The organism is Amycolatopsis sp. NBC_00348, from assembly GCF_036114655.1.
Taxonomy (GTDB): Bacteria; Actinomycetota; Actinomycetes; order Mycobacteriales; family Pseudonocardiaceae; genus Amycolatopsis.
Genome location: NZ_CP107994.1, coordinates 3,585,971 through 3,612,118, shown reverse-complemented (window position 1 = coordinate 3,612,118; position 26,148 = coordinate 3,585,971). Strand labels below are relative to the sequence as shown.

General features: G+C 71.9%; 34 protein-coding genes. 12 read left to right on the top strand and 22 right to left on the bottom strand.

Annotated elements, in window-relative coordinates; genetic code table 11:
* Positions 1–6 precede the first annotated feature (6 nt).
* Entirely contained in the window at positions 7–663 is a 657-nt protein-coding gene (gene lexA / locus OHS58_RS15330; protein WP_328648700.1) for a transcriptional repressor LexA, read from the bottom strand.
* A gap of 286 nt (positions 664–949) precedes the next feature.
* Between lexA and OHS58_RS15325 the strand changes: the two genes are divergently transcribed.
* Positions 950–1,468 (top strand): lytic polysaccharide monooxygenase auxiliary activity family 9 protein, encoded by a 519-nt coding sequence (locus OHS58_RS15325; protein WP_328648699.1) that lies wholly within the window; start codon positions 950–952, stop codon positions 1,466–1,468.
* A 58-nt stretch (positions 1,469–1,526) separates the two neighbouring features.
* Positions 1,527–2,183: a hypothetical protein gene (locus tag OHS58_RS15320; RefSeq protein ID WP_326949194.1), complete on the top strand. Its 657-nt coding sequence runs from the start codon at positions 1,527–1,529 to the stop codon at positions 2,181–2,183.
* A 6-nt stretch (positions 2,184–2,189) separates the two neighbouring features.
* Here the strand turns inward: OHS58_RS15320 and OHS58_RS15315 are convergent, their stop codons facing one another.
* Positions 2,190–3,626: a flavin monoamine oxidase family protein gene (locus tag OHS58_RS15315; RefSeq protein ID WP_328648698.1), complete on the bottom strand. Its 1,437-nt coding sequence runs from the start codon at positions 3,624–3,626 to the stop codon at positions 2,190–2,192.
* Between the two features lie 248 nt (positions 3,627–3,874).
* On the opposite strand from OHS58_RS15315, the gene OHS58_RS15310 reads away from it, so the two are divergent.
* Positions 3,875–4,423, top strand: coding sequence for a cysteine hydrolase family protein (locus tag OHS58_RS15310; RefSeq protein WP_328648697.1), 549 nt, complete (start codon positions 3,875–3,877; stop codon positions 4,421–4,423).
* Here OHS58_RS15310 and OHS58_RS15305 read toward each other — a convergent pair.
* The 3 genes from OHS58_RS15305 to OHS58_RS15295 all read right to left on the bottom strand — a co-directional run bounded on the left by OHS58_RS15305 (position 4,420) and on the right by OHS58_RS15295 (position 5,651).
* Complete coding sequence (locus OHS58_RS15305; RefSeq protein WP_247051381.1) at positions 4,420–4,764, bottom strand: hypothetical protein; 345 nt, start codon at positions 4,762–4,764, stop codon at positions 4,420–4,422. The two genes, OHS58_RS15310 and OHS58_RS15305, sit on opposite strands and share 4 nt — an antisense overlap.
* Positions 4,765–4,866: 102 nt before the next feature.
* Positions 4,867–5,253 (bottom strand): DUF4383 domain-containing protein, encoded by a 387-nt coding sequence (locus OHS58_RS15300; protein WP_328648696.1) that lies wholly within the window; start codon positions 5,251–5,253, stop codon positions 4,867–4,869.
* Positions 5,250–5,651 carry a hypothetical protein gene (locus OHS58_RS15295; protein WP_328648695.1) on the bottom strand — a complete coding sequence of 134 codons (402 nt, stop codon included), beginning with the start codon at positions 5,649–5,651 and terminating at the stop codon, positions 5,250–5,252. Before OHS58_RS15295 ends, OHS58_RS15300 begins: the two co-directional genes overlap by 4 nt.
* A gap of 147 nt (positions 5,652–5,798) precedes the next feature.
* On the opposite strand from OHS58_RS15295, the gene OHS58_RS15290 reads away from it, so the two are divergent.
* Positions 5,799–6,755, top strand: a complete 957-nt coding sequence (locus OHS58_RS15290; protein WP_328648694.1) for an EamA family transporter — start codon at positions 5,799–5,801, stop codon at positions 6,753–6,755.
* 13 nt (positions 6,756–6,768) lie between these two features.
* Here the strand turns inward: OHS58_RS15290 and OHS58_RS15285 are convergent, their stop codons facing one another.
* Entirely contained in the window at positions 6,769–7,671 is a 903-nt protein-coding gene (locus OHS58_RS15285; protein ID WP_328648693.1) for an alpha/beta hydrolase, read from the bottom strand.
* 156 nt (positions 7,672–7,827) lie between these two features.
* On the opposite strand from OHS58_RS15285, the gene OHS58_RS15280 reads away from it, so the two are divergent.
* Positions 7,828–8,976, top strand: a complete 1,149-nt coding sequence (locus OHS58_RS15280; protein WP_328648692.1) for an oxygenase MpaB family protein — start codon at positions 7,828–7,830, stop codon at positions 8,974–8,976.
* Positions 8,977–8,984: 8 nt separating this feature from the next.
* Here the strand turns inward: OHS58_RS15280 and OHS58_RS15275 are convergent, their stop codons facing one another.
* From OHS58_RS15275 to OHS58_RS15265, 3 genes are all read right to left on the bottom strand, one after another.
* Complete coding sequence (locus OHS58_RS15275; RefSeq protein WP_328648691.1) at positions 8,985–9,653, bottom strand: HAD family hydrolase; 669 nt, start codon at positions 9,651–9,653, stop codon at positions 8,985–8,987.
* Positions 9,653–10,315, bottom strand: coding sequence for a 3,4-dihydroxy-2-butanone-4-phosphate synthase (gene ribB, locus OHS58_RS15270; protein WP_328648690.1), 663 nt, complete (start codon positions 10,313–10,315; stop codon positions 9,653–9,655). Before ribB ends, OHS58_RS15275 begins: the two co-directional genes overlap by 1 nt.
* A 122-nt stretch (positions 10,316–10,437) precedes the next feature.
* Entirely contained in the window at positions 10,438–11,118 is a 681-nt protein-coding gene (locus OHS58_RS15265; protein ID WP_326949206.1) for a TetR/AcrR family transcriptional regulator, read from the bottom strand.
* A 69-nt stretch (positions 11,119–11,187) separates the two neighbouring features.
* Between OHS58_RS15265 and OHS58_RS15260 the strand changes: the two genes are divergently transcribed.
* Positions 11,188–12,297 carry an FAD-dependent oxidoreductase gene (locus tag OHS58_RS15260; RefSeq protein ID WP_328648689.1) on the top strand — a complete coding sequence of 370 codons (1,110 nt, stop codon included), beginning with the start codon at positions 11,188–11,190 and terminating at the stop codon, positions 12,295–12,297.
* Between the two features lie 15 nt (positions 12,298–12,312).
* Here OHS58_RS15260 and OHS58_RS15255 read toward each other — a convergent pair whose 3' ends face one another.
* Positions 12,313–12,909, bottom strand: a complete 597-nt coding sequence (locus tag OHS58_RS15255; protein ID WP_328648688.1) for a TetR/AcrR family transcriptional regulator — start codon at positions 12,907–12,909, stop codon at positions 12,313–12,315.
* A 93-nt stretch (positions 12,910–13,002) separates the two neighbouring features.
* On the opposite strand from OHS58_RS15255, the gene OHS58_RS15250 reads away from it, so the two are divergent.
* Genes OHS58_RS15250 through OHS58_RS15240 form a run of 3 tightly spaced genes read left to right on the top strand, consistent with a single transcriptional unit; the run spans position 13,003 to position 15,261 of the window.
* A complete protein-coding gene (locus OHS58_RS15250; protein WP_326953640.1) occupies positions 13,003–13,752 on the top strand; it encodes an SDR family NAD(P)-dependent oxidoreductase in 750 nt (249 codons plus the stop codon).
* Between the two features lie 44 nt (positions 13,753–13,796).
* Positions 13,797–14,246, top strand: coding sequence for a MerR family transcriptional regulator (locus tag OHS58_RS15245; RefSeq protein ID WP_328648687.1), 450 nt, complete (start codon positions 13,797–13,799; stop codon positions 14,244–14,246).
* Positions 14,247–14,268: 22 nt separating this feature from the next.
* Complete coding sequence (locus OHS58_RS15240; RefSeq protein ID WP_328648686.1) at positions 14,269–15,261, top strand: NAD-dependent epimerase/dehydratase family protein; 993 nt, start codon at positions 14,269–14,271, stop codon at positions 15,259–15,261.
* 17 nt (positions 15,262–15,278) lie between these two features.
* Here the strand turns inward: OHS58_RS15240 and OHS58_RS15235 are convergent, their stop codons facing one another.
* The 6 genes from OHS58_RS15235 to OHS58_RS15210 form a co-directional block, all read right to left on the bottom strand.
* Positions 15,279–15,887 carry a DUF3558 domain-containing protein gene (locus OHS58_RS15235; protein ID WP_328648685.1) on the bottom strand — a complete coding sequence of 203 codons (609 nt, stop codon included), beginning with the start codon at positions 15,885–15,887 and terminating at the stop codon, positions 15,279–15,281.
* Positions 15,884–16,612: a hypothetical protein gene (locus tag OHS58_RS15230; protein ID WP_328648684.1), complete on the bottom strand. Its 729-nt coding sequence runs from the start codon at positions 16,610–16,612 to the stop codon at positions 15,884–15,886. The genes OHS58_RS15235 and OHS58_RS15230 overlap by 4 nt, the downstream gene beginning before the upstream one ends.
* A 2-nt stretch (positions 16,613–16,614) precedes the next feature.
* Positions 16,615–16,980, bottom strand: coding sequence for a hypothetical protein (locus OHS58_RS15225; protein ID WP_328648683.1), 366 nt, complete (start codon positions 16,978–16,980; stop codon positions 16,615–16,617).
* Positions 16,977–17,282 (bottom strand): hypothetical protein, encoded by a 306-nt coding sequence (locus OHS58_RS15220; RefSeq protein ID WP_328648682.1) that lies wholly within the window; start codon positions 17,280–17,282, stop codon positions 16,977–16,979. The genes OHS58_RS15225 and OHS58_RS15220 overlap by 4 nt, the downstream gene beginning before the upstream one ends.
* Complete coding sequence (locus tag OHS58_RS15215) at positions 17,279–17,683, bottom strand: YbaB/EbfC family nucleoid-associated protein (RefSeq protein ID WP_328649815.1); 405 nt, start codon at positions 17,681–17,683, stop codon at positions 17,279–17,281. The genes OHS58_RS15220 and OHS58_RS15215 overlap by 4 nt, the downstream gene beginning before the upstream one ends.
* A 171-nt stretch (positions 17,684–17,854) precedes the next feature.
* On the bottom strand, positions 17,855–18,313 hold the full coding sequence (locus OHS58_RS15210; RefSeq protein WP_328648681.1) for a M15 family metallopeptidase: 459 nt from the start codon (positions 18,311–18,313) through the stop codon (positions 17,855–17,857).
* 87 nt (positions 18,314–18,400) lie between these two features.
* Between OHS58_RS15210 and OHS58_RS15205 the strand changes: the two genes are divergently transcribed.
* Together OHS58_RS15205 and OHS58_RS15200 are read left to right on the top strand one after the other, a co-directional pair.
* A complete protein-coding gene (locus OHS58_RS15205) occupies positions 18,401–19,075 on the top strand; it encodes a response regulator transcription factor (protein WP_247051399.1) in 675 nt (224 codons plus the stop codon).
* Entirely contained in the window at positions 19,068–20,168 is a 1,101-nt protein-coding gene (locus OHS58_RS15200; RefSeq protein WP_328648680.1) for a sensor histidine kinase, read from the top strand. Before OHS58_RS15205 ends, OHS58_RS15200 begins: the two co-directional genes overlap by 8 nt.
* 5 nt (positions 20,169–20,173) lie before the next feature.
* Here the strand turns inward: OHS58_RS15200 and OHS58_RS15195 are convergent, their stop codons facing one another.
* From OHS58_RS15195 to OHS58_RS15175, 5 genes are all read right to left on the bottom strand, one after another.
* Positions 20,174–21,265: a UDP-N-acetylglucosamine--N-acetylmuramyl-(pentapeptide) pyrophosphoryl-undecaprenol N-acetylglucosamine transferase gene (locus tag OHS58_RS15195; RefSeq protein WP_328648679.1), complete on the bottom strand. Its 1,092-nt coding sequence runs from the start codon at positions 21,263–21,265 to the stop codon at positions 20,174–20,176.
* Positions 21,246–21,854: a D-Ala-D-Ala dipeptidase VanX gene (gene vanX, locus OHS58_RS15190; RefSeq protein ID WP_328648678.1), complete on the bottom strand. Its 609-nt coding sequence runs from the start codon at positions 21,852–21,854 to the stop codon at positions 21,246–21,248. The genes OHS58_RS15195 and vanX overlap by 20 nt, the downstream gene beginning before the upstream one ends.
* Positions 21,851–22,882 carry a D-alanine--(R)-lactate ligase gene (vanA, locus tag OHS58_RS15185; protein ID WP_328648677.1) on the bottom strand — a complete coding sequence of 344 codons (1,032 nt, stop codon included), beginning with the start codon at positions 22,880–22,882 and terminating at the stop codon, positions 21,851–21,853. The genes vanX and vanA overlap by 4 nt, the downstream gene beginning before the upstream one ends.
* Positions 22,879–23,850, bottom strand: coding sequence for a D-isomer specific 2-hydroxyacid dehydrogenase family protein (locus OHS58_RS15180; protein ID WP_442875562.1), 972 nt, complete (start codon positions 23,848–23,850; stop codon positions 22,879–22,881). The genes vanA and OHS58_RS15180 overlap by 4 nt, the downstream gene beginning before the upstream one ends.
* Before the next feature lie 142 nt (positions 23,851–23,992).
* Positions 23,993–24,841: a helix-turn-helix transcriptional regulator gene (locus OHS58_RS15175; protein WP_326953628.1), complete on the bottom strand. Its 849-nt coding sequence runs from the start codon at positions 24,839–24,841 to the stop codon at positions 23,993–23,995.
* 133 nt (positions 24,842–24,974) lie between these two features.
* Here OHS58_RS15175 and OHS58_RS15170 point away from each other — a divergent pair, with 133 nt between their 5' ends.
* Positions 24,975–25,736: an SDR family NAD(P)-dependent oxidoreductase gene (locus OHS58_RS15170; protein WP_328648675.1), complete on the top strand. Its 762-nt coding sequence runs from the start codon at positions 24,975–24,977 to the stop codon at positions 25,734–25,736.
* Here the strand turns inward: OHS58_RS15170 and OHS58_RS15165 are convergent.
* Entirely contained in the window at positions 25,733–26,146 is a 414-nt protein-coding gene (locus OHS58_RS15165; RefSeq protein WP_328648674.1) for a nuclear transport factor 2 family protein, read from the bottom strand. The genes OHS58_RS15170 and OHS58_RS15165 overlap by 4 nt on opposite strands.
* Positions 26,147–26,148 lie beyond the last annotated feature (2 nt).

The window sequence follows — 26,148 nt, the reverse complement described above, 5'->3', positions numbered from 1 at the left end:
GTGCGGTCAGAAGCTGCGCAGCACCGAGACGACCGTGCCGAGGATGACCGCGCGGTCGCCGTCGATGACCTCGTAGGCCGGGTTGCGGGGCTCGAGGTAGACGTGGCCGTCGCGTTGGCGGAAGACCTTGACCGTGGCCTCCTCGTCGATCATCGCCGCGACGATCTGGCCCGAGTGGGCTTCGCTCTGCTGCTTGACCACGACGATGTCGCCGTCGCAGATGGCGGCGTCGATCATCGAGTCGCCGCGCACGCGCAGGCCGAAGACGGTGCCGCGGCCGGTGAGGTCGCGGGGGAGGTTCAGGACGTCGTCGACGTGCTCCTGGGCCGCGATCGGCGTGCCGGCCGCGATGTCGCCGACCACCGGCACGGCGACCGAGTCGGCGTTCTCGCGGGGGCCGCTGTCGCGCAGGAACGCGCGCACGTCGAGCTGGCGCGCGACCGAGCCGCCGCGGCTCAGGAAGCCCTTGTCCTCCAGGGCGGCCAGGTGCTTCGACACCGACGACGAGGACCGCAGCCCGACGATCTCCGCGATCTCCCGGCTGCTCGGCGAGTAACCGTGGTGGACCACGCAGTCGCGGATCGCCACCAGGATCCGTTGCTGCCGCTCGGGCAGGGCGGTGGAGTCCAGGTGCTCGAACGGATCGACGTCGTAGGTGGTCACGGGCGGAATCCTAATGGTAGGCGCGGCGCGCGCCGCCGCCCGGTCCGGTCCGCCACGATCGGGTGAGTCCCGCCCAGTGGAACATTCGCGGATGGTTGGCGCCTTACCAACATAGTTCGAGAGTCGACACCTGTTGACCTATGTCCGATTCCATCGTATGGTCTAGACCACAAATTTCCTTCGCTCGAACACCTTCCCGGTGCGGGCGGGCCTCCCAGCGGGGTCCGGACCGCGATTTCGCCGTGCCCGGCGGCGGGAAGGCGAGCCCGTCCCCGAAGGAGCTGGTATGAAAGCGAACCGGAAACTGGTCGCGGCCGCCGCGGGTGTGCTGCTGGCGCCGGTGCTGGTGCTGGTCAACCCGGCCGGCATCGCGAGCGCGCACGGCTACGTCAACTCACCGGCCAGCCGGCAGGCGCAGTGCGCCCAGGGCACCGTGTCCTGCGGGGAGATCAAGTACGAACCGCAGAGCGTCGAAGGCCCGAAGGGGCTGACCTCCTGCAACGGCGGCAACGCCCAGTTCGCCGAGCTGAACGACGACAACAAGGGCTGGAACGCCGCCCCGGTCGGCCGGTCGGTGACGTTCACCTGGACCTTCACGGCCCGCCACAGCACGGCCAGCTACGACTACTACATCGGCAGCGAGAAGATCGCGAGCGTCCCGGGCAACAACCAGCAGCCGCCGGCCACCGTTTCGCACCAGGTGGATCTGGGTGGCCACACTGGACGCCAGACGGTACTGGCGGTCTGGAACATCGCGGACACGGCGAACGCGTTCTACGCCTGCATCGACCTGCAGGTGAGCTGAGCCCCGGGCCGCCCGGGAGCGCGCGGCTCCCGGGTGGCCCGGCCAGTAGGCTCGCGGGGTGGACTTCTCCGTGACCGGCGCCCTGCTCGACGGCCTCGGCACCCGGGGACGGCACTTCGTGCAGGCCCAGGGGATCCGGCTTGCCCTGCCGTCGATCGAGCCGTACCGCGAGAAGTGGCTCCCGCTGGGCATCCCGGCGGCGGAGATCGACCGGGCCGTCGCCTTTCACGACCGCTGGGGCGGCCTGCTCCTGCCACCCGCGCCGGCCTACGACGGTGGTCCGCGGTACTTCTCGGGCGACCTTCCCGAATACTCGACGGAAGCGGGCTGGGCGTTCGACGCCGGCACGGCGCGGACGGCGCTGCCCTTCGGCTTCCTGATCGGGCCCGCCGGCGAGTTCGGGGTGGACGGTGACCGCTGGGCGCCGCTGCACGAGACGGTCGAAGGCTGGGTCGAGTCCGTCGCCCTGGCCCACCACGCGTCGGCGTCCGCGGCCCGGATCACCCGGCTCACCGGCGACGCGCTGGACGACCTCGATCTGACCGGCTGCACGCCGGTGCCCGAGGTCGCCGGCCTGGCCGACACCTGGTGGCGCGGCGAGGACACCCTGGTGGCGCGCTACACGGGCGAAGCCGAAGCCTGCGGCTTCCCGCCGCACCGCACCGCTCTGGTCTACTCGGGGTTCGGGGACGCGGACCTGCGCGGCATCGGCTGACCGGACTCAAGCCGCCGCGAGTTCCACGAAAGCTCGTACGCCGGATTCGAGGGCGTAGCTCATCGAGCCGCCGTTGGGCTCGTAGCTGGTGTGCTCGCCGGCGAAGTGGATGCGGCCCTCGGGCGCGCGGATCGCGGGCATCAGCTTGCCGTGGCCGCGTTCGGGCAGCACGTACGAGCCCTCGATCCACGGCTGGTGGTCCCAGGCCACCGACACGCCCAGCTCGTAGTGCTCCCGCGTGCCGGGGAACATCGTTTCGACGTGCTCCAGCACGAAGTTCAGCCGTTCCTCCTCCGTCATCGCCGCGACCGCCTTCGATCGCCAGCCGGTCATGAGCACCTCCAGGATGCGCCGCGGGCCCGGCTGGCTCGCCGACGCGTCGCGGACCCAGCGCACCGGCAGATCGGTGGACACGCTCACGTTGCGCCCCTCCCAGAACTGCCGTCGCATCTGCAGATAGACGCGCACGATGGACGCGTACCGCAGCCGCCGCATCACGTCGATCTTCGCCTCGGACAGCCCGGCGTGGCTGACGTCGACGTGGCGCATCGCGCTGAACGGCACGGTGACGACGACCCGCTCGGTGGTCACCGTGGCGAGGCGGCCGTGGTCGAGGTAGGTGACCGTGACGGCGTCGTCGTCCTGCTCGAGGCGGACAACCGGGCTGCGGTACCGGATCCGCTCGCGCAGTCCGTCCGCAAAGGACTGTGGCAGCACGTCGGTGCCGCCCGCGATCTTGCCCCAGCCGTCCACTTCGCCCAGCAGCGACCGGTGCCCGCTTTCGTGCCGCAGCCACGACAACGCCGACGCCGAGCGCAGGTCACCGCCACGCATCTCCAGGAACAGCGGCTCCATCAGGTCGATCGCCGCCTGCGACGCGCCCCGGCCGCGCAGCACCTCCTGCACCGACGCGCGATCGAGGTGCTCCAGCTCCGCCGGCGGCGCCCAGTCCGGTGCCGCCAGGTCGGGGCCGAGCTCCTCGGCCACCGCGGTGACGTACCGCTCGATCATGTCGGTGACGCTCATGCCGCGTTCGTGCTCGGCGAGCGGCAGCCCCGCCGCGGCCAGTGAATCCGGGTCGGCCCGCACGAACTCGCCGTTGACGAAGTAGGAGAAGTCCTGGTCCAGCAGGTCGGACCGGTCCAGCTCGACGCCGAGGAGCTTCCGGTAGTGCGTCACGTAGTCGCAGTGCGGCGTCACGGTCATCGCACCGGCTTCGGCGCGCAGGCCGTCGGCGAACGGGCTCCGCAGCGTGAACGCGCGGCCGCCGGGGCGTTCGGACGCCTCCAGCACCGTGACGTCGCAGCCGGCGCGGTGCAGTTCGTGCGCGGCGGCCAGCCCGGCGAGCCCGGCCCCGACGACGACCGCCGACCGCGGCGGCCGCAGCCGCGGAAACCCCTCGTCGAGCTGCCGCCGCACTTCGGAACGCGTGATTTCTCGCATCTGTACCAGCCCCAAACGATTGCCCCCGAGAAACCATAGTAAGCAGCGATCGGGGGCGGCTGTCAACGCCGTGTCCGAAAACCTTTACTGCGCAAGCATTACTCGAAATACGTCGATGCATTCCGGTTTGAGTGGGACGGTCAGCGGGAAACTATCGGTCGTGCGGGTGGACCCGTCCGACGACTGTGCGGCGGCACCACTAGACTTCAAGTAATCACTTGATGACTTAACGCACGAAGGGGCCGACGGTGGCCAAGCACGCTCTCCTCGTCATGGATGTCCAGCCGGTCGTCGTGGACCGGTACCCCGATCCCGCCTACCTGCCCCGCCTGCGCGAGGCGATCGAGGCCGCCCGGGCGAGCGGCAAGCCCGTGATCTACGTCGTCGTCGGGTTCCGTCCCGGTTTCCCGGAAATCAGCTCCCGCAACAAGATGTTCGGCGCGCTCGCGGGTTCCGGGGCGCCGTTCGACGAGAAGCTCACCCGGGTGCACCCGGACGTCGCCCCCGAAGCCGGCGACGTCGTCGTCACCAAGCGCCGGGTCAGCGCGTTCGCCGGCAGCGACCTGGACGTCGTGCTGCGGGCCGGCGGCATCGACCACCTGGTCCTCACCGGGATCGCCACCAGCGGCGTCGTGCTGTCCACCCTGCGTCAGGCGGCCGACCTCGACTTCGGCCTCACCGTGCTGGCCGACGGCTGCCTCGACGCCGACTCCGAGGTGCACCGCGTGCTGACCGAGAAGGTGTTTCCGGGCCAGGCGGACGTCACGACCGTCGCCGAGTGGGTCGCCGCCCGCTAGCGCGGCGGGTACTGCTGCTGCATCGGCGGGTAGGCGGGCACCGGCGCAGCGGGCCGGGGAGCGCGCTGGCTGCCGATCAGGACGAAGATCGCGCCGCAGATCGCGATCCCGGCGCCGGCGACGGTCAGCGCCAGGTCGCCGGTGATCTCGGCCTGCGTCTCCGGCAGCGACCCGACGCTGTAGTCGCACCGCTGCTCGCTGTTCTGCGCCGAGCAGGTCCAGTCCGACGAACCCGAGGTGGGGTCGTCGGCCAGGTTCAACGCGGTGACCGCGCCGGTCACCAGCAACGCCATCCCGGCCACGAACAACAGCGCCCCGAACACCGCCGAGAGAATCCGCACGAGTCCCGCACCTTCCGTTCCCTGATCGATCGCGGTGATCGTAAGCACCTCCGCTCGGGCGAGGAGGCGACTTCGGGGAATCGGCCCGGATCGTGATCGGTGCTACCCGGTCGCGCGGCCCCGCGTGACGACCCCGGCGGCCAGGACGACCGTGCCGAGGACGACGTGGAACAGGTGGTCGCCCGTCATTCGGTTCAGTGGCCCGACGTGCCACATGCGATCGGCCGCGGGATCGCCGAGCACGAGACCGAGCGCGCCGAACACCAGGTACCCGCCGCCGAACACGAGGCAGAACACCTTGGGCCCGCCCCGGAATCCGGCGTAAAGAGCGAACAGGCCGGTGACGAAGTGCAGGAGCGTGTGCCAGCGGCTCGGCGTATCCGCCGAGAAGACCACGATCGGGCTGGTCGCGACAAAGAGGACACCGAGGATCCGGCAGGCCCACCGCGCGACGTTCGCCGTGCGGTGTGTCGCGGGCCGGACGATCACGACACGACCGGCGGGACGGAAGCGAGTTCGCGGCGCCGGAACCCCTGTACGGCGGCGATGATCCCGGCGATCGCGGCGCCCCACAGGCCCACGGCCATGACCGCGGTGCCGGCCGCGAGACCGGGGTTGCCCACGCCGAAGTTGCGCAGCACCAGTGCGAAGCCGACGCCGCCGATCCACAACGAGATCAGCGTGGCCAGCAGCGGGCTCCACCACCACTTCGCGGTCAGCACGACGAGGGCGCCGAAGACGGCGATGATGATGATCCCGGGCGGGAACGCCGGGAACCTCCCCGGATCGGCGATCCATTGGATCACCAGGCCGATGACACCGACACCGAGCCCCGCCAGGGCGATCCGGGCGGCGGTGGTGCGGCCGAGCACGTCGAGTCCAGTCATGCGGACAAGTCTGTCGGCGTCCGGTGGTCCTGCCATCCGCGCTGACGCGTAACCGTGCCGTACGTTGCCCGACGTAGGCCCGTCATCCTCGCGCGGCGGACCGTAAACCATTGTCCCGGGCGCGGGTTCCGGAGGCACACTGCGAACGTGGCCACAGTGGACGAGATCGCGCCGAGCCGGGCGCGCGCGACCGGGTTGAGCCTGACCTCGTGGGTGCTGTTCGCGAGCTCCGGCCCGGTCGCCAAGGCCGTGATGGCGACGGGCTGGTCGCCGGCCGCGGTGACGGCGGTGCGGATCGGGCTGGCCGCGGTCCTGCTCGTGCCGGTGGTCGGCGTGCTGCGGCCGCGGGCGCTGCGGTTCCGCCGCGGCGACCTGTGGCTGCTGCTCGGTTACGGCGTGCTCGGCGTCGCCGGGGTGCAGTTGTTCTTCTTCGTGGCCGTGGCGCGGGTTCCGGTCGGTGTGGCGATGGTGCTGGTCAACCTGGCGCCCGCGCTGGTCGCGCTGTGGGTGCGGGTGGTGCGGCGCACCCGGCTGCCCGGGGCGGTGTGGCTGGGCATCGGGCTGGCCGTGGCCGGGCTGGCGCTGGTCGCCCAGATCTGGCAGGGCGCCCGGCTGGACCTGCCGGGCGTCGCGGCCGGACTCGGCGCGGCGATCTGCTCGGCCGGGTACTTCCTGCTCGGCGAACACGGCGCGAGCAGGCACGACCCGTTCGGGCTGACGGCGGCCGGCCTGGCGATCGGAGCCGTGGTGGTGATGGCGGTCAGCCCGCCGTGGACGCTGCCCACGGGCCTGTTCGCCGCCCCGGCGGACCTGGGCGGCCTGCGGGTGCCGGTGTGGCTCGCACTGGTGGCACTGGCCGTGGCCGGCACCGTGCTGCCCTACCTGGCCGGCCTGCAGTCACTGCGCGCACTGCCCTCGGCCGTCGCGAGCGTGCTGGCGCTGGTGGAACCACTGGTCGCCGCCGCGCTGGCGTGGCTGCTGCTGGGCCAGACACTCGGCCCGGCCCAGCTGGCCGGGGCGGTGATCTTGCTTGCCGGCGCGGTGGTGGTTCAGGTGGCCGGTCCGAAGCCGGTGTCGGCGGGCGTCGACGTGGTCCGGACGTGAGCCGGGGCGCGGCTCAGTGCACGTGCTTGCCCAGGAATGCGGCGATCTCGCGAGTGGCCTCGGCCGCCTCGGGGGAGCCCGTCATGATCGGGTAGACGTGGGGGAGTCCCTCGCCGATCGTCAGCGTTACGTCGACGCCCGCCGCCGCCGCTGTTTCCGCCAGCCGCTCGGAGTCGCTCAGCAGCACCTCCGCCGTGCCCGCCTGCACCAGCAACGGCGGCAACCCCGTGAAGTCGCCGAACAACGGCGAGGCCTGGGGCGCGCGCGGGTCGGCCTCGCCGAGGTAGCCCGCGGCGATCCCGCGGATCATCCCCGGCGTGAAGATCGGGTCCTCGTCCGCGCGCTCGGCCATCGATGCCCCGGACGTCGTCAGGTCGATGGCGGGGGAGAGCACCACCGCGGCCGCGGGCAGGTCCTCGCCGGCGTCGCGCAGGGACAGCAGCAACGTCAGGCCGAGCGCACCGCCGGCCGAATCGCCGGCGAGCGCCACCGAACCGGCGGGCACGCCCTGCGCGCGCAGCCAGTGCCACACCGCACGCACGTCTTCGACCCCGGCGGGGAACGGGTGCTCCGGCACCAGCCGGTACTCCGGGAAGAGCACGCGCATCCCGGTGGCCCGGCCGAGCCGCGCGGCGAGTTCGCCGTGGCTGCGCAGGGAACCCAGCGAGAACCCGCCACCGTGGAGGAAGAGCAGGGTCCGCCCGGCATCGGCGCCCGGTGCCGACAACCAGTGTGCGGGAACGCCGCCGGCGTCCACCGCCGTGACGGTCACGTCGTCCGGGATCGCCTCGGGTGGGCGCCCGGCCGGGGCGAAGCCGGCACGGAGGTCGTCCACAGTGGGCGGGGCCTGGCCCGCGCGGGCCTGCTTCCGCAGCCGCAGCTCGTCGATCACGGCCTGCATCTCGGGGCTCGGCATCCTGATCTCTCCCGCTGTCTCGGTGGTCCCGATCTTGCCACAGCCACCGCGGAAGCCGGCCGTCACCGGCTGTGATCGCGGCCGCCGTCAGATCGGGTTCCGGCCGTCCCTGAACGGCGCTAGCGCCGGGTTCGGGCGGGCGATGAAGCTGGTCCGATGCCGGAACGTTCAGGGTTGTCCGCGCTCGAAGCGCTGAAGTACCAAGGGGATCCGCTCGCGGACGCCGTCGTCGCCGACCTGGTGGCGGGTGGGCGCACGGGCGCGGTGAACGAGGTGCTGGCGCGGTTCCGGGACAACGACCAGCTCATCCCCGAAGATCTGCCGGACTCGGTGCGCCGGTACCTCATCGCCACCGACGACCCGCCGGGCTGGACTGACCTCGAGCGGGTCGCGGGCGCGTACGAGTTCTTCGTCGACGACGGCGTGCACGTCGCGTCGGTGCTGTCGTTCGGGGCGATGGTCAACTGCTACGCCCAGCCCCGGCCGTCGCGCGTCCTGTCGCTGACCCACCGGCTGAACCAGCCGCACCGCCGCCTGGCGGAGACGTCGCAGTTCGTGCTGAACATGATGGGCCCCGCGCCGTTCGGGTCCGGCGGCAGCTTCGTGCCCACGATCCAGAAGACCCGGCTGATCCACGCCGCCGTCCGCTACTTCATCACCCGGTCCGGTGAATGGGACGTCGAGGCGGACGGCGTCCCGTTGTGCCAGCAGGACATGCTGGGCGCACTGCTGATCTTCTCGGTCCAGGTCATCGACGGGATGCGCCGGATGGGCGTCGCCGTGACCGAACGCGAAGCCGAGGACTACTACTACGTCTGGCGGGTGACGGGCGCGATGCTCGGCATCCCGCCCGAGGCGATGCCCGAAACCCTGCGTGCGGCCCAGGAGCTGAACGCCGAGCTCGTCGAGGTGAGCTTCGGGCCGTCGGCCGAAGGCGTCGAGCTGACCCGCAACCTCGTGCGCCTGTACGAGAACATGGTGCCCGGCAAGGCGTTCGACGGCGTCGTCGCGGCGATGGTCCGCCGGGTCGTCACGCCGGAGGTCGCCGACTGGCTCGAGGTACCCCGCTCACGCGGCTGGGGCCGCGCGGTCGGTGCCGGCGTCCGGGTGATGCGGCTGCTGGAGCGGTCGGAGGACCGCAGCCGCGCGGCGACGGCGGTGCTCGACAAGGCGGGCGCCCTGCTGCTCGGCGGCAGCGTCCGCACCCTCACCGACGGGCAGCCGACCGCGCTGACCATCCCGGCCGGCCTGCGGGAGAAGTGGCTCGCGGCGGGCGTCTGCCCGGTCGCTCCGCAACGGGCGTGACGCCGCGGTCAGCCCGGCCGGCGACCGCCGATCAGCGAGAGCAGCGTCTTCGCCGCGATGTACGCGTCGGTGGCGTGGTGGGCGGCGAGCTTCAGCACGTCGAGGTCGAGCGCGGTCGTGGCGTTGGGGATGGCCAGCACGGTCAGGCCGGCCGCGTGGGCCGACCGGATGCCGGAACCGGAGTCCTCGACCGCGACGCACTGCCGCGGCGGCACGTCGAGGCGGCGCGCGGCGAGGAGGTACGGGTCCGGCGCGGGTTTGCCGCACCGGACGTCGTCGCCGGTCACGGTCGTGGCGAGGTGGCGGCCGAGCCCGAAGGCGGTGATCGCGGCCCGGACGTAGCGCCCGGGTGAGGCCGACACCAGGCCGACCGGGCCGAGCGCGGCCGCCGTGGCGACCAGGTCGGCCGCCCCGGGGAGCAGGCCGAACCGGCCTTCGCCGAGCGCGGCGACCATGCCGTCGAGGCACGCGGTCGCCGCCGCCTCGGGGGTGAGGCCGACGCAGCGGTGCGCGAGGTAGGCGGACCAGCTGCCGGTGCTGGTGCCCTGGATCGCCGCCCAGTCGTCCGGCGTCCACGCGTAGCCGTGGCGGGTGGCGACGGCGCCGATGACGTGCTGCCAGGTCGCGGCGCTGTCGGCCAGGGTCTCGTCGAGGTCGAAGACGGTGGCGACGAGCATCAGCGGGCCGCGGCGGGCTGCGGCACGAACGCGGCGATCTGTTCGATGGACACGACTTTCAGCCACTGCCGGTCGGCGAGCGCGCGCAGCTGGGGCAGCCGGGCGACGCTGCCGTCGTCGTTGCACACCTCGCTGATCACGGCGACCGGCGCGAGGCCGCACAAGCGCATCAGCTCGACCGCCGCCTCGGTGTGGCCGCGTCGCTCGGTGAGGCCGCCGGGGCGGGCGCGCAGCGGGAAGACGTGACCCGGCCGGCACACCATGCCCGGCGTGGTCGCGGGATCGGCGAGGACCCGGAGGGTGTGGGCGCGGTCGGCCGCCGAGATGCCGGACTCGATGCCGGCGACGGCGTCGACCGACACGGTGTACGCCGTTTCGGCGGGATCTTCGTTCGCCGGCACCATCGGCGGCAGGAGGAGCCGCTCGGTGAGCTCGGGGGCCATCGGCGCGCAGATCAGGCCGCTGGTGTGGCGCATGTAGAAGGCGAGCGCCGGCGCGGTGGCGTGTTCGGCGGCCATGATGAGGTCGCCTTCGTTCTCGCGGTCCTCGTCGTCGACGACGATCACCGGCCGCCCGGACCGGATGTCCGCGAGCGCGCCCGGCACGGTGTCCAAAGCGGACGATCGGTCGCGGCGAACCTGGTGGGGTACGGCGAGATCCATGGAGTGTCCTTTCGGGGGCGATCACCGGGCGCGGCGCGAAGAGCGCCTTTCATGATCGACATTTCGGTGGCGCGCCGCACCCCGAACCCGCGCCGGTAACCCGAAGCAGTGAACCGGCCACGTCACTTCGCGATGCGGGCCTCGATGCCGTCGAGCAGGAAGTCGAGGCCCATCCGGAAGGTCTGGTCGGCGTCCAGGTGGGCGGCGTCGCGCACCACCGTGGCGAGGGCCGGGTGCCGGCCGTCGGCGAAGGTGCGGACCAGGTACGGCCCGAGCGCGGCCTGCCAGCGCTTCTCGTCCATCCCGGTGGCCCGCTCGGCCCGCCGGGCGACGATCTCCCGGCGCACCGCGCCGGCCACGTACGCGTTGACCGCGGCGGCCGTCGGCATCACGGCGTCCAAGCCGACGGCGTCCAGTGCGGCCACCACCGTCTCGCCGTTGGCCAGTGCGTTCGGCCCGAGCTGCGGTCGCCCGCCCAGCAGGTCGGCGAACCACTCGTGCTGGTGGACGACGCGGCGGACGGCTTCGGCGTGCGACCGGAGCACCTCCCGCCAGCCGTCGCCGGCCGGCCGGATCTCGGCGTAGACGGCGTCGACCATCAGGTCGAGCAGCTCCTCCTTGCTCGCGATGTAGCCGTACAGCCGCATCGGGCCGACGTCCAGCTTCGCGGCGACCTTGCGCAGCGACACCGCGTCCAGGCCGTCCGCGTCGGCCAGCCCGATCGCCGCGCGCACGATCCGCTCCCGGCTCAACGGGGCGAGCACCGGTCGATCCGGCGGTTCCGGCCGTTCCCACACCAACATGCCGCAGACGATACATCGCATGATGAGATACGCTGTATCTGTCAATACACTGTATCGAAGGGGGATCCGATGACCACCGCCATCGTCGGAGCCGGTCTTGGTGGCCTGGCTCTCGCCCGGGTGCTGCACGTGCACGGCATCGAAGCAGTCGTCTACGAACGCGAGCCGTCACGCGACGCGCGCGGCCAGGGCGGCATGCTCGACATCCACTCCGGTCAGCGGGCGCTGCACGAGGCCGGCCTGATCGACGGGTTCCACGCGATCGCCCGCGGGGAAGGCCAGGACATGCGCCTTCTCCAGCCGGACGGCACCCTGCTGCTCCAGGAGGACACGCCCGACGACGCGCCGCTGCTGCGCCCCGAGGTCGACCGCGCCGACCTGCGCGACCTGTTCCTGGACGCCCTCCCGGAAGGCGTGGTGCGCTGGGGGCACGCGTTCGAGTCCGCCGGCAACGGCGTGCTGCGCTTCACCGACGGCCGCAGTACGCCGTACGACCTGCTGGTCGGCGCGGACGGCGCGCAGTCCCGGGTCCGCGCGCTGCTGACCGACGCCCGCCCGGCGCACATCGGCCAGAACATCGTCGAGGTCGGCATCCCCGACATCGACCGCACGCACCCCGGCCTCGCGGCGATGGTCGGACGCGGCAACTACTGGGTGTTCGGCGACGGGCTCTCCCTGGCCGCGCAACGCAACGGCGACGGCCGGGTCCGGATCGGCCTCAGCTTCTACAACACCGGCGAGGACTGGATCGCGACCTGCGGGATCCCGTTCGACGACCCGGCCGCCGCCCGGGCGCGGCTGATCGACCTGCTCGCCGGCTGGGACCCGCGGATCACCGCACTGATCGCGGCCTGCGACGACACGGTCGTGGCGCGCGCGATCACCACGCTGCCGGCCGGCCTGACCTGGCCGCCGGCGCCGGACGTCACGCTGATCGGCGACGCCGCGCACCTGATGCCGCCGGTGGGGGAGGGCGCGAACATGGCGCTGCTCGACGGCGCTTTGCTGGGCCTCGCGCTGGCCGCGCGCCCGGACGACGTTCCCGCCGCCATCGGGGAGTACGAACGCGAGATGTACGAGCGCACGAGTGCGGCCGCCCGGATGTCCGCGGGCATGCAGGAGCTGCTGATGTCGCCGGACGCGGCCGAGCGGCTGCTCGCGTTCTTCCAGCCCGGCTGAAGGAACCGGCGCCGGTCAGGCGGGCGGCCAGTTGCGCAGGGCGATGTCGGCTACCTGCTGCAGCTCGTCGTGGCCGGCGCCGCCCGCGGCCTGGACGGCGATGCCGTTCGCCACCGTCATCACGTACCGGGCGAGCAGCTCCGGATCGGCATCCGGGGGCAGGTCGCCGTCGTCGACGGCCCGCCGGAACCGGTCGCGCAGGTGCACGCGGCCCCGGTCGCGCCAGGCGGTGAGGAGGTCGCGGGCCGTCCGCCCGGCCTCGCCGGCGGCCAGTGAGCCCTGGACGCTCAGGCAGCCGGCCGGGTCGCCGGGGTGGGTGCTCGTGGCGACCGAGCCGGCCAGGAACGTCGTGGCCACCTCCCGGGCGGTCGGCTGCCGCAGCGCGCGGGCCACGTACGCGGCCGGGCCCTGCTCGTAGCGTTCGAGGACCTTGCGGAACAGGTCTTCTTTGTTGCCGAAGGCCGCGTACATGCTCGTTTTCGTGATGCCCATGGCGGCGGTCAGGTCGGCCAGGCTCGCGCCTTCGTAGCCCTGCTCCCAGAAGACGGCCATGGCCCGCCCGAGGGCCGCGTCGGCGTCGAACCCCCGCGGTCGTCCGATCGGTGCCTTCATGGTGCCGATCATACCCTTTCGGTACCGGTCGGTTCGGAAGTGCTACGGTCGAAATCTGTACCGATCGGTTCCGAAATCAGTGGAGGTCCGGACATGGGCAAGCTGGCAGGCAAGACGGCGGTCGTCACCGGCGGCGGCACGCGGGGGATCGGCCGGGCCACGGCCGCGCGGCTGGCCGCCGAAGGAGCGCACGTGTTCATCACCGGCCGGCGCGAGACCGAGCTGGCCGAGGCCGTCGAGGTCATCGGCTCGGGCGTCACCGCGGTGCCGGGCGACATCACCGAGCCGGCCGACCTGGACCGGCTCTACGACGCGGTCCGCGAGCGCGGTCAGGGCCTGGACGTGCTGTTCGCCAACGCGGCCACCGCCGCGTTCGCGACGCTCGAACAGGTCACCGCGGCGGAGTACGACCGGATCTTCGACGTCAACGTCAAGGGCACGCTGCTCACCGTGCAGAAGGCGCTGCCGCTGCTCAACGACGGCGCGTCGGTGATCCTGAACGCCTCCACCGCCGCCGACAACGGCACCCCGGCCTTCGGGTTGTACGCGGCGTCCAAGGCCGCAGTCCGGTCGTTCGCGCGGACCTGGGCCCACGAGCTGGTGGGCCGGGGCATCCGCGTCAACGCCGTCTCGCCGGGGCCGATCGACACCAACGGGATCACCGAGCTGGTCGGCGCGGAGAACGCGGACGACTTCAAGGCGAAACTGGGCGGCGACATCGCGATCGGCCGGATGGGCCGCCCGGAGGAAGCGGCCGCGGCGGTGGCGTTCCTCGCCTCCGCGGACAGCAGCTTCGTCATCGGCAGCAACCTCTACGTCGACGGCGGCGAGAACCAGATCTGAACCGCGCTTGACTTCAAGCACTTGAGGTTCTGCAAGCTGGTCCCATGGCAGCACGAGTCGCGGGTGACCAGGTGTGGCTGACGATCCTGGAGGCGTCGCGGCGCAGCGGGCTGAGCGAGCCCACCCTGCGCTACTACGAGCAGATCGGGCTGATCGGCCCGGTGCCGCGGGACCCGAGCAGCGGGCACCGCCGGTACGACGCGGCGGCCATGGACGTCCTCGACTCGCTGGGCTGCCTGCGTTCGGCGGGCCTGCGGGTCGAGGATCTGCGGCGGTACCTGGACCTGCTGGCCCGCGGCGACGCGGCGGCCGCCGAGCAGCGTGAGCTGTTCGACCACCACGCCGATCGGCTGGAAGCCGAGATCGAGCGGCTGACGCTGCGGCTGGAGTACCTGCGCCTGAAGGCGCGGCTGTGGGACGCCCGCGACCGGGGCGACACCGCCGCGGCGCAGGGCCTGATCCCGCGGCTCGTGGGCCTGATCGAACGTTTCTGACCGCACTGCGAAGGACACCCGAATGAATGACGACACCCGGCCGGCCGACACGCTCGTGCTGGTCACCGGCGGCACCGGCCACCTCGGCGGCCACAGCATCACGCGGCTGCTGGCCGAGGGCTACCGCGTCCGCACGACCGTGCGTGATCTCGGCCGCGCGGCCGAGATCACGCACGCGTTGGAGGTGGTGCAGGCCGACCTCGGCGCCGACGACGGCTGGGCGGCGGCGACCGACGGCGTCGACTACGTGCTGCACGTGGCGTCGCCGTTCCCGCCCGGCGCGCCGGAGGACGACGACGAGGTGATCCGCCCGGCCCGCGACGGCGCCGTGCGGGTCCTCGCCGCCGCCCGGGAGGCCGGCGTCCGGCGGGTGGTGCTGACGTCGTCGTTCGCCGCGGTCGGCTACAGCGCCGAGCCCCGCGAGGAGTACACCGAGGCCGACTGGACCGACCCCGCCGATCCGAACAGCGCCTACGTCCGGTCGAAGGTCATCGCCGAACGCGCGGCCTGGGACCAGGTGCGGTCGGCGGGCGGCCCGGAACTGGCCGTGATCAACCCGACGGGCATCTTCGGCCCGGTCTCCGGCGGGCGCCTGTCGTCGTCGGTCGGGCTGGTGCGGGCGGTGCTGGACGGCGCGATGCCGGTGGTGCCGCCGTTGTCGTTCGGGGTCGTCGACGTCCGCGACGTCGCCGACCTGCACGTCCGGGCGATGACCCATCCCGCGGCCGCGGGCGAGCGGTTCCTCGCCACGGCGGGCGCGTCGATCAGCTTCCTGGACCTGGCCCGCATGGTCGGCGGGCCCGGACTGTCCACTGTGGAGCTGACCGCCGAGCAGGTGCGCGCGGCCGCCGAAACCGACCCCGCCATGCGGGAAGCGGCGGCCCGCCTGGGCCGCGTCCCGGTCATCCGCACCACGAAGGCCCGGACCGTGCTGGGCTGGCGGCCCCGCCCGGTCGAGGAGACGGTGGCCGACACCGTCCGCAGTCTCACGGCCGCCCCGGCGTTACGCGGGTAAGCCGGGCCGCGGTGCCGTCAGCTTTGCCGGAGGTTGCCGATCACGAGTTCGGCCATCTTCGCGACGCCGCCGCAGCGGTCCTCGTCCCAGTAGCTGCCGGGCAGGTCCTTGCCCTGGATGTCGAAGGTGAGCATCTGCTCTTCGGTGGCCTGCACGGAAACGGAGCACTCATCGGCGTGCCCGAACACGTGGTAGACGACCGCCGGAAGGCCGTCGACGGACGTCTCGGTCCACGGATCCAGCTTGCCGTCCTCCTTCAGGGGCGAGGCCGCCAGTTCGTCGAGGGTCTTGGGGCTCTCGATCGGCTTCGCCGCCGACATGAGCGCCCCGCCGTGGTTCGTCCAGGAACAGCCGAACGCGGGTGGGACGGTCTGCCGGTTCGCGCGGACGTCATCAGGCGGATCGGCCACGACGGCGGCGACTTGGTCCTTGGTGAGCAGAGCGCACGGGTCCGAGTCGAACTTCGCCAGGTCGACCGGCCGGTCGACCTGGGCGAGCGGCAGCGGCGCACCGGTCCGAGCCGGAGCCGGCGGCTGGGAGAGCAGGCGTTCCGGCTTTGACGGCCCGCACGCACTGAGCAGACCGGTAGCGAGGATCGCGATGCCGAGCACGGGCAAGCACTTCACGCCGGCACCGCCGTCGGGTCGATGCGCCACTGCTTCTCGTTGTCCATTCCGGAGTTCCCGGGCATCTCGGGGATGTCCGGGAAGTCGGTGTTGCCCTGTACGAGCGCGGTGGCCTGCTTGGTGAACCCGCCCAACGTGGTCTGGGCTTGCGCGAACAGCCCGACGACTCCCTGGACGAGAGCGGAGAACGCGTCGACCACGGTGTCCAGGACCTCTTTGGACGTGAAGATGTCGACGATGGGGATCTCCGCGGTCAGGATCGCGATGATCGTCTTGTAACCCAGCTTTCCCAGTTCGACGGCGCACGTTCCGATGAACTCGATGGCCTTGCTGTAGGTCTCGATCACGCAGCCGGCGATTTCGGAGAGAACGCCGGACATGCTCGCGACCACGTTCTGCTGGCTTTCGAGCGCTTTCCCCACCCGACCCGCATAGGTGGTGAACTGGGCGGCGCCGCGGCCGCTCCAGGTGCCGCTCACGGCCTGAACGGCATCGTCGATGTCGTCGCCGGCGTCCGCGAGGGTGTGGTTCTTCGCGAATTCCATGGCCAGGCCCTGGACCTGGACCGCGTTGCCCAGCAGGTTGTTCCGGACGTCAGCCAGCAGGTCGAGGATGTCGACCCGGCCGAGGAGCTGCGCGATCTGCCGGACCTTCCCGTCGGCTTCTTCCGGATAGGGCTGCGGCGCCGCGGCCGGGTTCGGCGGGATGACTGTCGGTGTGGTCATGGTCAGTTCAGCCCCTTTTCCTGGTCACGCAACCGCTTGAAGTCCTCTTCGTCCTGGGTTTCGTAGTAGTCGGCGGCTTTGTCCAGCGCTTCCGCGAACCGTCCCAGCTGCACCGCACCCTTGCCGGTCTTGTCGCGGATGCCGCCGAGGGCGTCGTTGAAAGCCCTGACGACGTTCGCCCGGACCCCCAGCATCCCGACGTCGTCGTCGCGAAGGACCATCTGTGACAGGTCGTCGTTGCCGAACTTCACGACCTTGTCGCGCGCGGCGAAGATGTCGTCGGTCGCCGCCCGCAAGGCCTCGGGATAGACCTCGAAGCCCGAACCGGCCGCGGCGTTGCCGAGGGGGTTGAAGTTGCCGGTGCTCATCGGGCCTCCCGAGCCGCGTTGTCGACCATGCCCTTGCGGCGGGCCGAAGCCGCCGACTCCGCGTTGTTGATCGCACGCAGGACGTGTCCCGCCAGACTGGCGCCGGACTGCCCGGCGACCGCGTCACGAGCGAGGTCCACCGAAACCAGGCCGCCCGACCCGTCCACCGTCACGGTGCCGAGGCCCGCGCCGATGGTCAGGACCAAGGGCAGGTCGTCCCCGGCCTGCGCCGCCTGCTCCACAGCCGCGACTCGCGCGTCGATCTCTTTCGCGAGGTTGTAGAGCTGCTGTTCGCTGTTCACCAGCGCGCACCTCCCGAGTCCGGCTCGTCGGTCAGGAAGTCGAGCTCCTCGAAGTTCTCCTCCTCGGCCGGCGCGACCGGCCGGCGGACGGGCTCCGGAGCGACCGGTCGCTGCTGCGGCAGGAGCCCGGTGGCCGGCGGAGGTGCCGATAGCTTGCCGAACAACGCGTTCAGCTGCGGCAGCGACGCGGTGCGTGCCTCGTTTCGTGCGTTTCGGACGGCCTCGACGATGGCGAGGCCCAGCTTCTGCGCGTGTGCGCCGTACAGCGCCCGGTCGTCGATCCGCAGGTCGACGAGCTTTCCCTGGCCGGTGACGACCGCGGTCACGGGCTGCTCGGCCGACCTCGCGGTGTGCCGGGCGGCCGCGAGCCGCGCGTCCAGCTCAGCGGCTTGCTGCTGCATCAACCGGAGATCGTGGTGTGGTGCGGTCATGACCGCGGCACGGCGTCGAACATCCATCCCCCTACTCCAGGTCCCGTCGTCATGACGGAACGTGCCCGCGAAGCACCCTACTGGGGGACGGGGGCGAGGCAACCAGGCCCTGGAAAACCGACACGGCGCACGTGCTGATCGTCACCGCATTCGCGGGTCGTGCGATGGGTCGGGGTACATCGGCGGGCAGCCGTCCTCGATGGCTTCCGGGCGTAGTTCGTAGTGCCAGGGTTCGTTGCGGTAGATCTGGCACAGCCCGTACCTCGCGCCGTGCTCGGACAGCCACCTCCTGGCTTCCGCGGGGCCGATGTCGACCGCGTCTCCCGAGACGTGGGCCGACGTCGACGGGGTGGCTACCCAGCGGGCGGCTTCCTGTTCCGAGCCGTACTTCGCGACCGCCTCCCGGCGTAGCCGTTCCTGGTACTCCGGGGAACGCCAGCCGCCGTTGACGGCGAAGTCGATGCCCGCTTCCTTTGCGGCTCGGCGCAGGGCTTCGCGCAGTGCGGGATCCAGGTTGGCCACGGCCGGGACGTCGTCGTCGAAGATCGTCGCGGGGGCGGGGATCGCGCCGTGCGCCCGGGCTTGTTCGCTGGTGGACATGCCTTCAGCCAAGGCACTTCGGTGTTGCCGGCCCGTACGGCGTTTTCGATAGGCCGGCGATAGGCGCCGGCTCGTAGCATCGGGCTCATGCGTGTGCTGATCGTCGAGGACGAGCCCTACATGGCCGTGGCCATCCGCGACGGGCTGCGGCTGGAGGCGATCGCCGCCGACATCGCCGGTGACGGCGACACCGCGCTGGAGCTGCTGGGCGTCAACTCCTACGACATCGCCGTCCTCGACCGCGACATCCCCGGGCCCTCCGGCGACGAGATCGCCGAGAGCATCGTCGCCTCCGGCAGCGGCATGCCGATCCTCATGCTCACCGCCGCGGACCGGATCGACGACAAGGCGTCCGGGTTCGAGCTCGGTGCCGACGACTACCTCACCAAGCCGTTCGACCTGCGCGAGCTCGTCCTGCGGCTGCGGGCGCTCGACCGCCGGCGCGCGCACGCCCGGCCGCCGGTGCGCGAGATCGCGGGCCTGCGGCTCGACCCCTTCCGCCGCGAGGTCTACCGCGACGACCGGTACGTCGCGCTCACCCGGAAGCAGTTCGCCGTGCTCGAGGTGCTCGTCGCGGCCGAAGGCGGGGTCGTCAGCGCCGAAGACCTGCTGGAACGCGCGTGGGACGAGAACGCCGACCCCTTCACCAACGCCGTCCGCATCACCGTCTCGGCCCTGCGCAAACGCCTCGGCGAACCCTGGATCATCACCACCGTGGCCGGCGTCGGCTACCGCATCGACGCGGGAGGGGACCGTGGCTAGGCAGCCCGGGCTGAGCGTCCGGGTCAAGCTCACCCTCAGCTACGCCGGGGTCATCCTGCTCGCCGGGGCCCTGCTGCTCGCGGTCGTGTGGGTGTTCCTGCTGCGGTACGTCCCCGAGGTGATCGAGGCGCCGCCCGGCCGGCTCGGCTCGACAGCCGTACCCGACCGCTCGGACCTGCTGGCCGCGTTCGCGCCGAAGGCCGCCGTCGCGTTGCTGTTCCTGCTGGTCTTCGGCCTCCTGGGCGGCTGGCTCCTCGCCGGCAGCATGCTCGCGCCGCTGACCCGCATCACCAACGCCACCCGCCTGGCCACGAACGGCTCGCTGTCCCACCGGGTCCAGCTGGAAGGCCGGGAAGACGAGTTCCGCGAGCTCGCCGACGCCTTCGACACCATGCTCGCGCGGCTCGAAGCGCACGACGCCGAGCAGCAGCGGTTCGCGGCCAACGCGTCCCACGAGCTGCGCACCCCGCTGGCGATCACGCAGACGCTCCTCGACGTGGCCCGCAAGGACCCGGACCGCGACGCCGGTGAGCTCGTCGAGCGCCTCCACTTCGTCAACACCCGGGCGATCGACCTCACCGAAGCGCTGCTCATGCTCAGCCGCGCCAACCGGCGGTCCTTCAGCCGCGAGCACGTCGACCTGTCGCTCGCCGCGGAAGAGGCCGCGGAAACGCTGCTGCCGCTCGCGGAGAAGCACGGCGTCACCATCGAGACTTCCGGCGACCTGGCCCGCACGACCGGCTCGCACGCGCTCCTGCTGCAGCTGACGACGAACCTGGTGCACAACGCGATCGTCCACAACGTGCCGGACCGGGGCACCGTGTCGGTCACGACCGGGGTCCGCCGCGGAACCGTCGTGCTCACCGTCGAGAACACCGGCGAGCAGCTCACCCCGCAGGTGCTCTCGACGCTGGCCGAACCGTTCCAGCGCGGCACCGCCCGCGTCCACGGCGAGCACACCGGCGTCGGCCTCGGCCTGGCCATCGTCAAGAGCATCACCCAGGCCCACGACGGCAGCCTCACCCTCACCGCCCGCCCCGGCGGCGGGCTCCGCGTCACGGTGCAGGTCCCCGCCGCCGCACCCGGTGGGTGACGGCGTCAGCCGGCGATCGCCTTGAGCACGTACCGGGCCAGGGTGTCGCCCGCGTCGGGGGCGCCGGCCGCCGACGCGCGGGCCGACATCGCCGCGATCCGCGCGGGGTCGGTGAGCACCGGGATCAGGGTGGACTCGATCCAGGCCGGGCGGAGGCCGGCGTCGTCGACGAGCAACGCCCCGCCGGCCGCGACGACCGGCCCGGCGTTCAGGCCCTGCTCACCGCCGCGCAGCGGCAGCGGGACGTACGCGGCGGGCAGGCCGGCCGCGGCCAGTTCGGCGCACGTCATCGCCCCCGAGCGGCACAGCACGAAGTCGGCCGCGGCGTAGGCGTACCGCATCTCGTCGACGTAGGGGAGGACCACGTACGGCGGCTCGCCGACCGGCACCTCGACCGCGTGACGCGGCCCGGTGATGTGCAGGACCTGGACGCCGGCCGCGCGCAGCGCCGGGGCCGCGCCGGCCGCCGCGGTGTTGAGCGTGCGGGCGCCCTGCGAACCGCCGGTGACCAGCAGCACCGGTCCGCCGGGGCGCAGGCCGAACCGCTGCCGGGCGGCGTCGCGCAGCGCGGGCCGGTCGAGCCCGGCGATCGCCCGCCGCAGCGGGATCCCGATGGCCGTCGCGTGGGCCAGCCGGACGCCCGGCGCGGCGGTGAACACGTGGGTCGTCAGCCGGGCCGCCAGCCGGTTGGCCACGCCGGGCCGGGCGTTCGCCTCGTGGACGACGATCGGCAGGCCCCGCCGGCGGGCGGCGAGGTAGGCCGCCATCGCGACGTAGCCGCCGAAGCCGACGACGACGTCGGCCCGCACGCGGTCGAGCACCGCCCCGGCCGCCCGCACCGAGTCACGCAGCCGGCCCGGCGTCCGCGCCAGGTCCCGGTTCAGCTCGCGCGGCAGCGGCGCCGGCGGGATGAGCTCGAGCGGGTATCCCCGGGCCGGGATGAGCGTGGTGTCCAGGCCGCGGACCGTGCCCAGGGCGGTGATCCCGGCCGCGGGTTCCAGGCGGCGCAGCGCGTCGGCGAAGTTGAGCATCGGTTCGATGTGCCCGGCCGAATGGCCGCCGGCGACGACGACCCGGCTAGACGATGGGGAAGTCAAAGTACCGGTCCGGATGAGGTTCGTCCTTCAGCGTGTAGTGCCACCACTCGGACTCGTACGCGGTGAACCCGCAGGACTCCATGACGGACTGGAGGTGACGGCGGTTGGCCGCGTCGGCCGGCGCGACGGCCGGCGCGTCGTGGTGCGAGAGCACGTCCATCAGGTCGTGGCCGCCGCCCATCGCCGCGAGCTCACCGGTGGCCAGGTGGTAGAGCGTCAGGTCGACGGTGCTGCCCCGGCTGTGGCCCGACTTGGCGGCCACGTAACCCTTTTCGAACATCTCGGCCCGGCCGATGTTGGGGTGGTGGCGTGCCTTCGCCCGGCCGTCCTCCGGCTGGGCCGCCCAGCGCCGGAAGCAGTCGACGGCGCGTTGCGGGCGGTAACCGTCCCAGAGCAGCAGGCCGAAGCCGAGGGTCCCGGCCTTCTCCTGCGCGTTCTCCAGCGCGACGCACAACGCCGTGGTGCCGACGATCCGGTTCGCCAGGTAGCCGTCCACGGGTTTGCCGGTGAAGTTGTCCCAGGTGGCGTACTTGGCGTCCCAGCGGATCCCGGGCACGTGCTCGTCCACGAAGACGAAGTCGCCGTTCATCGGTCTTTCCCCGTCAGGGCCAGCGACACGACCCGGTCGAGCACCTCGGCGAGCGGCAGCCCGGCGGCCGCCATCATCCTCGGGTACCGGCTGTAGGAGGTCAGGCCGGGCAGGGTGTTGACCTCGTTGAGGACCACGGTTCCGTCGCCGGTCAGGAACATGTCCACTCGCGACAGTCCTTTGCAGCCCAGCGCGCGGTAGATGGCCTTCGCCGTCTCCTGGACGAGCGCGCGCGTTTCCGCGGGGATGTCGGCGGGCACGGTGATCGTCGAGTTCTCGGAACCGCGCTCCGGCGCGCTCTCCTGGTGGATGCGGAAGAACCCGTGGGACAGCGAGATCCGGTCCACCTCGCCGACGGTCAGCTCGCCGTCGTCGCCCAGGACCGCGCAGCCGACCTCGCTGCCGGCGACGGCCTCCTCGATCAGCACCTTCGAGTCGTACTGCCGCGCGGTCGCCACCGCGGCCGGCAGGTCGTCCGGGCCGGACACCTTGCCGACGCCGAAGGACGACCCCGACCGGGCCGGCTTCACGAAGACGGGATAGGTGAGCCGGTCGGGGTCCGGCTGCTCGCTCGGCGGGACGATCCGGAAGCCCGGCGTCGCGATGCCGGCGGCGCCGGCGACGACGTAGGCGAGCGACTTGTCCATGCACAACGCGGAACCGGGGACGTCGCAGCCGACGTACGGGATGCCGGACAGCTCCAGCAGGCCCTGCAGCGCGCCGTCTTCGCCGTGCTTCCCGTGCAGCACGGGCAGCACGACGTCCAGGCCGATCGTCCGGTGGTGGCCGTCTTCCAGGACGAGCAGCCCACCGACGCTGCGGTCCGGCGACAGCACGGCCGGGCGGCAGTCGCCGTGCTCCCAGTCAGCGCTCGGGCCGTCGCAGAGCCGCCATTCGCCGGCCTTCGTGATCCCGATCCAGAACGGTTCGTACTTCGTGGTGTCGAGGTGCTTCGCGACCTCCTGCGCGGACTTGACGGAGACGAGGTGTTCTTCGGAGATACCCCCGAAGATGATTCCGGTCTTCATATCCAGTGCTGCTTTCTGCTGGCGAAGTTCAGGCAGTTGACCAGGGAGTTTTCGACGGTGTCGCGCAGGGCGTGGTCCGTGTAGTAGGCGGTGTGCGGGCTGATGACGACGTTCGGCAGGTTCCGCAGCCGCGTCAGCACACCGCTTTCGACGGGCTTGTCCCGGTGGTCTTCGTAGAAGATCCCGTCTTCGCCTTCGAGGACGTCCAATGCGGCACCGCCCAGTCCGCCGCGTTCCAGCGCCGCGACGAGGGCCTCGGTGTCGAGCAGCGCACCGCGGCCGGTGTTGACGACGTACGCGCCGCGTTTCATCCCCTCGATGCGTTCACGGCCGAGGAGGTGGTGCGTGTCGGCGTTGAGCGGGGTGTGCAGGGTGACGACGTCGCTGCGACGCACCAAGTCGTCGAGCGGAACGTAGTCGGCCGACGTTTCGTGGCGGGTGTCGTAGGCCAGCACCTGGCTGCCGAAACCCCGCAGCCGGGCCATGACCGCCGCACCGATGCGTCCCGTGCCGATGATCCCGACGGTCAGGTCGCGTAGTTCCTTTCCACGGGTTTCGTTCAGCCGGTAGTCGTGGACGTCCGCGCGCCGGAGGGTCGACCGGGCGCCCCGCACCGCCATCAACATCAGCATCAGCGTGTAGTCGGCGACGCTGTCGGGGGAGTAGGAGACGGTCTCGACGGTGATGCCGACGCTCTCCGCGTAGGTCCCGTCGAGGTGGTTGCAGCCGATGCTCCTCGTGGAGAGGTACCGCACGCCGGCCCGGCTGAGCGCGAGCAGGGTGTTGTCGGTGATCCGCGCCTTGTGGCCCACGCTGACGCACCGGTTCCCGGACGCCAGGCCGGCAGTGGCTTCGGAGACGGCGTCCTCGGTGACGGTCAGGGTGACGCCGAAACGCGCCGCCAGTTCCCGGAACAGGACGGCTTCGTCGGGCTCGCACCCGTAGACCGTGATCCCCGGGCCCGGCACGGCGGCGAACGACCACGGCGCCCCCGGCCGGGTGCGGCGGCCGGCGGTGCGCGCCGGTTCGCTGTAGGTCATGCGGCCAGTCAACGCACGGCGCTGTTGCCGGCACGTATGCGGGAATCGATACGCCGGCGATATGCCGGGCTCAGGACCCGCTTTCCCGCAGCAGCCGGACTTTCGCCCAGGTCTCGTCGTCGGCCGGGGTGTAGGTGGTGAGCTTGAGCTCCGATCGCTCGCCGAGCCACAGCTGCGTGTAGTCCAGTGTGAGCAGGCCGACTTCGGGGTGCAGGTAGCGCTTCGTGAAGTTCTCCGGCGCCCGCACGTCGTGCTGCTCCCACAGGCGCACGAAGTCCGGGGAGTCCTGCCGCAGCCGTTTCACCAGGGTCTTCCGGCTGGAGTCGGCGGCGTGCGACGCCATGCCCGCGCGGAACCGGCCGGCCAGGCGCGTCGCGGCGTCCTCCCAGTCGAGGACCCGGGCCCGCCACCGCGCCGACGTGAACATGAGCAGCAGCAGGTTGCGGTCTTCGAACGGCACGTCGTCGAGCCCGCCGACCAGGTGCTCGTACGCGTGGTTGTACGCGAGCAGATCGAACCGCGCGTTGATCACGGCGGCCGGGATCGGCTCCAGGTGCCGCACCATCACCAGCACGGCGTCCGGGATGGCCTTGCCGTCGCGGCTCATCGGCGGCGCGGGGTGCCCGGCCAGCTCGTAGAGGTGGACGCGCTCGTACGGGTCGAGCCGCAACGTGGTCGCGATCGCGGCCAGCACCTGGTCCGAGACGGTGATGTCCCGCCCCTGCTCCAGCCACGTGTACCAGGTCACGCCCATGCCCGCGAGGTACGCGACCTCCTCGCGGCGCAGCCCCGGGGTGCGCCGGCGGCCCGTGGGCGGCAGGCCGGCCTGCTCCGGGGAGAGGCGTTCCCGGCGGCTCCTCAGGAAGGCCGTCAGCTCCTGCCGCCGGACCTGGTCGTCGGTCGGCACGGACGTCGTCATGGGTCCACTGTGCCACCGCGCGAAGCCGGGTGCCAGGTGGTGTGGATACCCCCATAAACACACTCTGGCACCCGGATAACGCCGGGCGCAGAGTGGAGCTCAGTCACTTAGCACCACTCCGGAGGTCATCGCCATGTCCACCCCCTTGATGTCGACGGTCGCCCTGGTCACGGGGGCCAGCAGCGGCATCGGTCGGGCCACCGCCCGCCGGCTCGCGGCCCAGGGCGCCACCGTCGTGCTGGTCGCGCGCCGGCAGGACCGGATCGACGTCCTGGCCAAGGAGATCGCCGAGGACGGCGGCCAGGCTGTCGCGCTGGCCGCCGACCTGACCGACGCCGAGGCCGCCACCGGCGTCGTCGCCACCGCCGTCGACCGGCTCGGCCGATTGGACACCCTGGTCAACGCGGCGGGCGTGATGCTCACCGGTGACTCGCTCCGGGCCCCGCTGGACGAGTGGCAGCGGATGGTCGACATCAACGTCAACGGCCTGCTGTACGTCACGAAGGCCGCGCTGCCGCACCTCGTCGACGCCGCCCGCACCAGCCCGCGGCAGGTCGCCGACGTGGTCAACATCAGCTCGATCGCCGGCCGTTTCGTCATCCCCAACGCCGCCGTCTACAACGCGACCAAGTTCGGCGTCACCGCCGCGACCGAGGCCTGGCGGCAGGAGTTCACGCGGCGCAACGTCCGGTTCGCCGTCGTCGAGCCGGGCCTCGTGGAGACCGAGCTGCAGAGCCACCAGCAGGAGGCCGTCCGCGAGGGCATGGCGGCCCGGTTCGCCGACGTCGAACAGCTGCACGCGGACGACATCGCCGAGGCGGTCGCCTACGTCGTCACCGGCCCGCGCCGCCGGGCGGTGGCCGAGATCGTCATCCGGCCCACGGACCAGGTCTAGGCGACCACGCTCGCCAGGGTTTCGGCCAGCACCAACGGGTTGAGGTAGTCGCGGTAGGAGACGACCAGGCCGTCCCGGACCCGGATCACCGCGATGATGGTCTGGTGCAGGGGTGCGCCGGTCGGGACGACGGTGCCGTGGACGTCGTACTCGACGATCACCACCTCCGGGTCCTTGGTCTCGTGGATCACCGTGTTGCGGTACTCCTCGAACCTGACGAGGCCGCCGGCCTGGGCGGTCAGGAACTCGCGGATCTGTTCGCGTCCTTCCACGTGGTCGGGGACGCCGGCCGGGTGGTACGGCCATTCGATGCGGCCGTCCGGGGCGATCAGGCCGACGAACGTGTCGGTGTCCATCGCGAGGCCCGCGCGCAGGACCTGCTCGACGACTTCGCGTGCGGTGGCGGTCATGA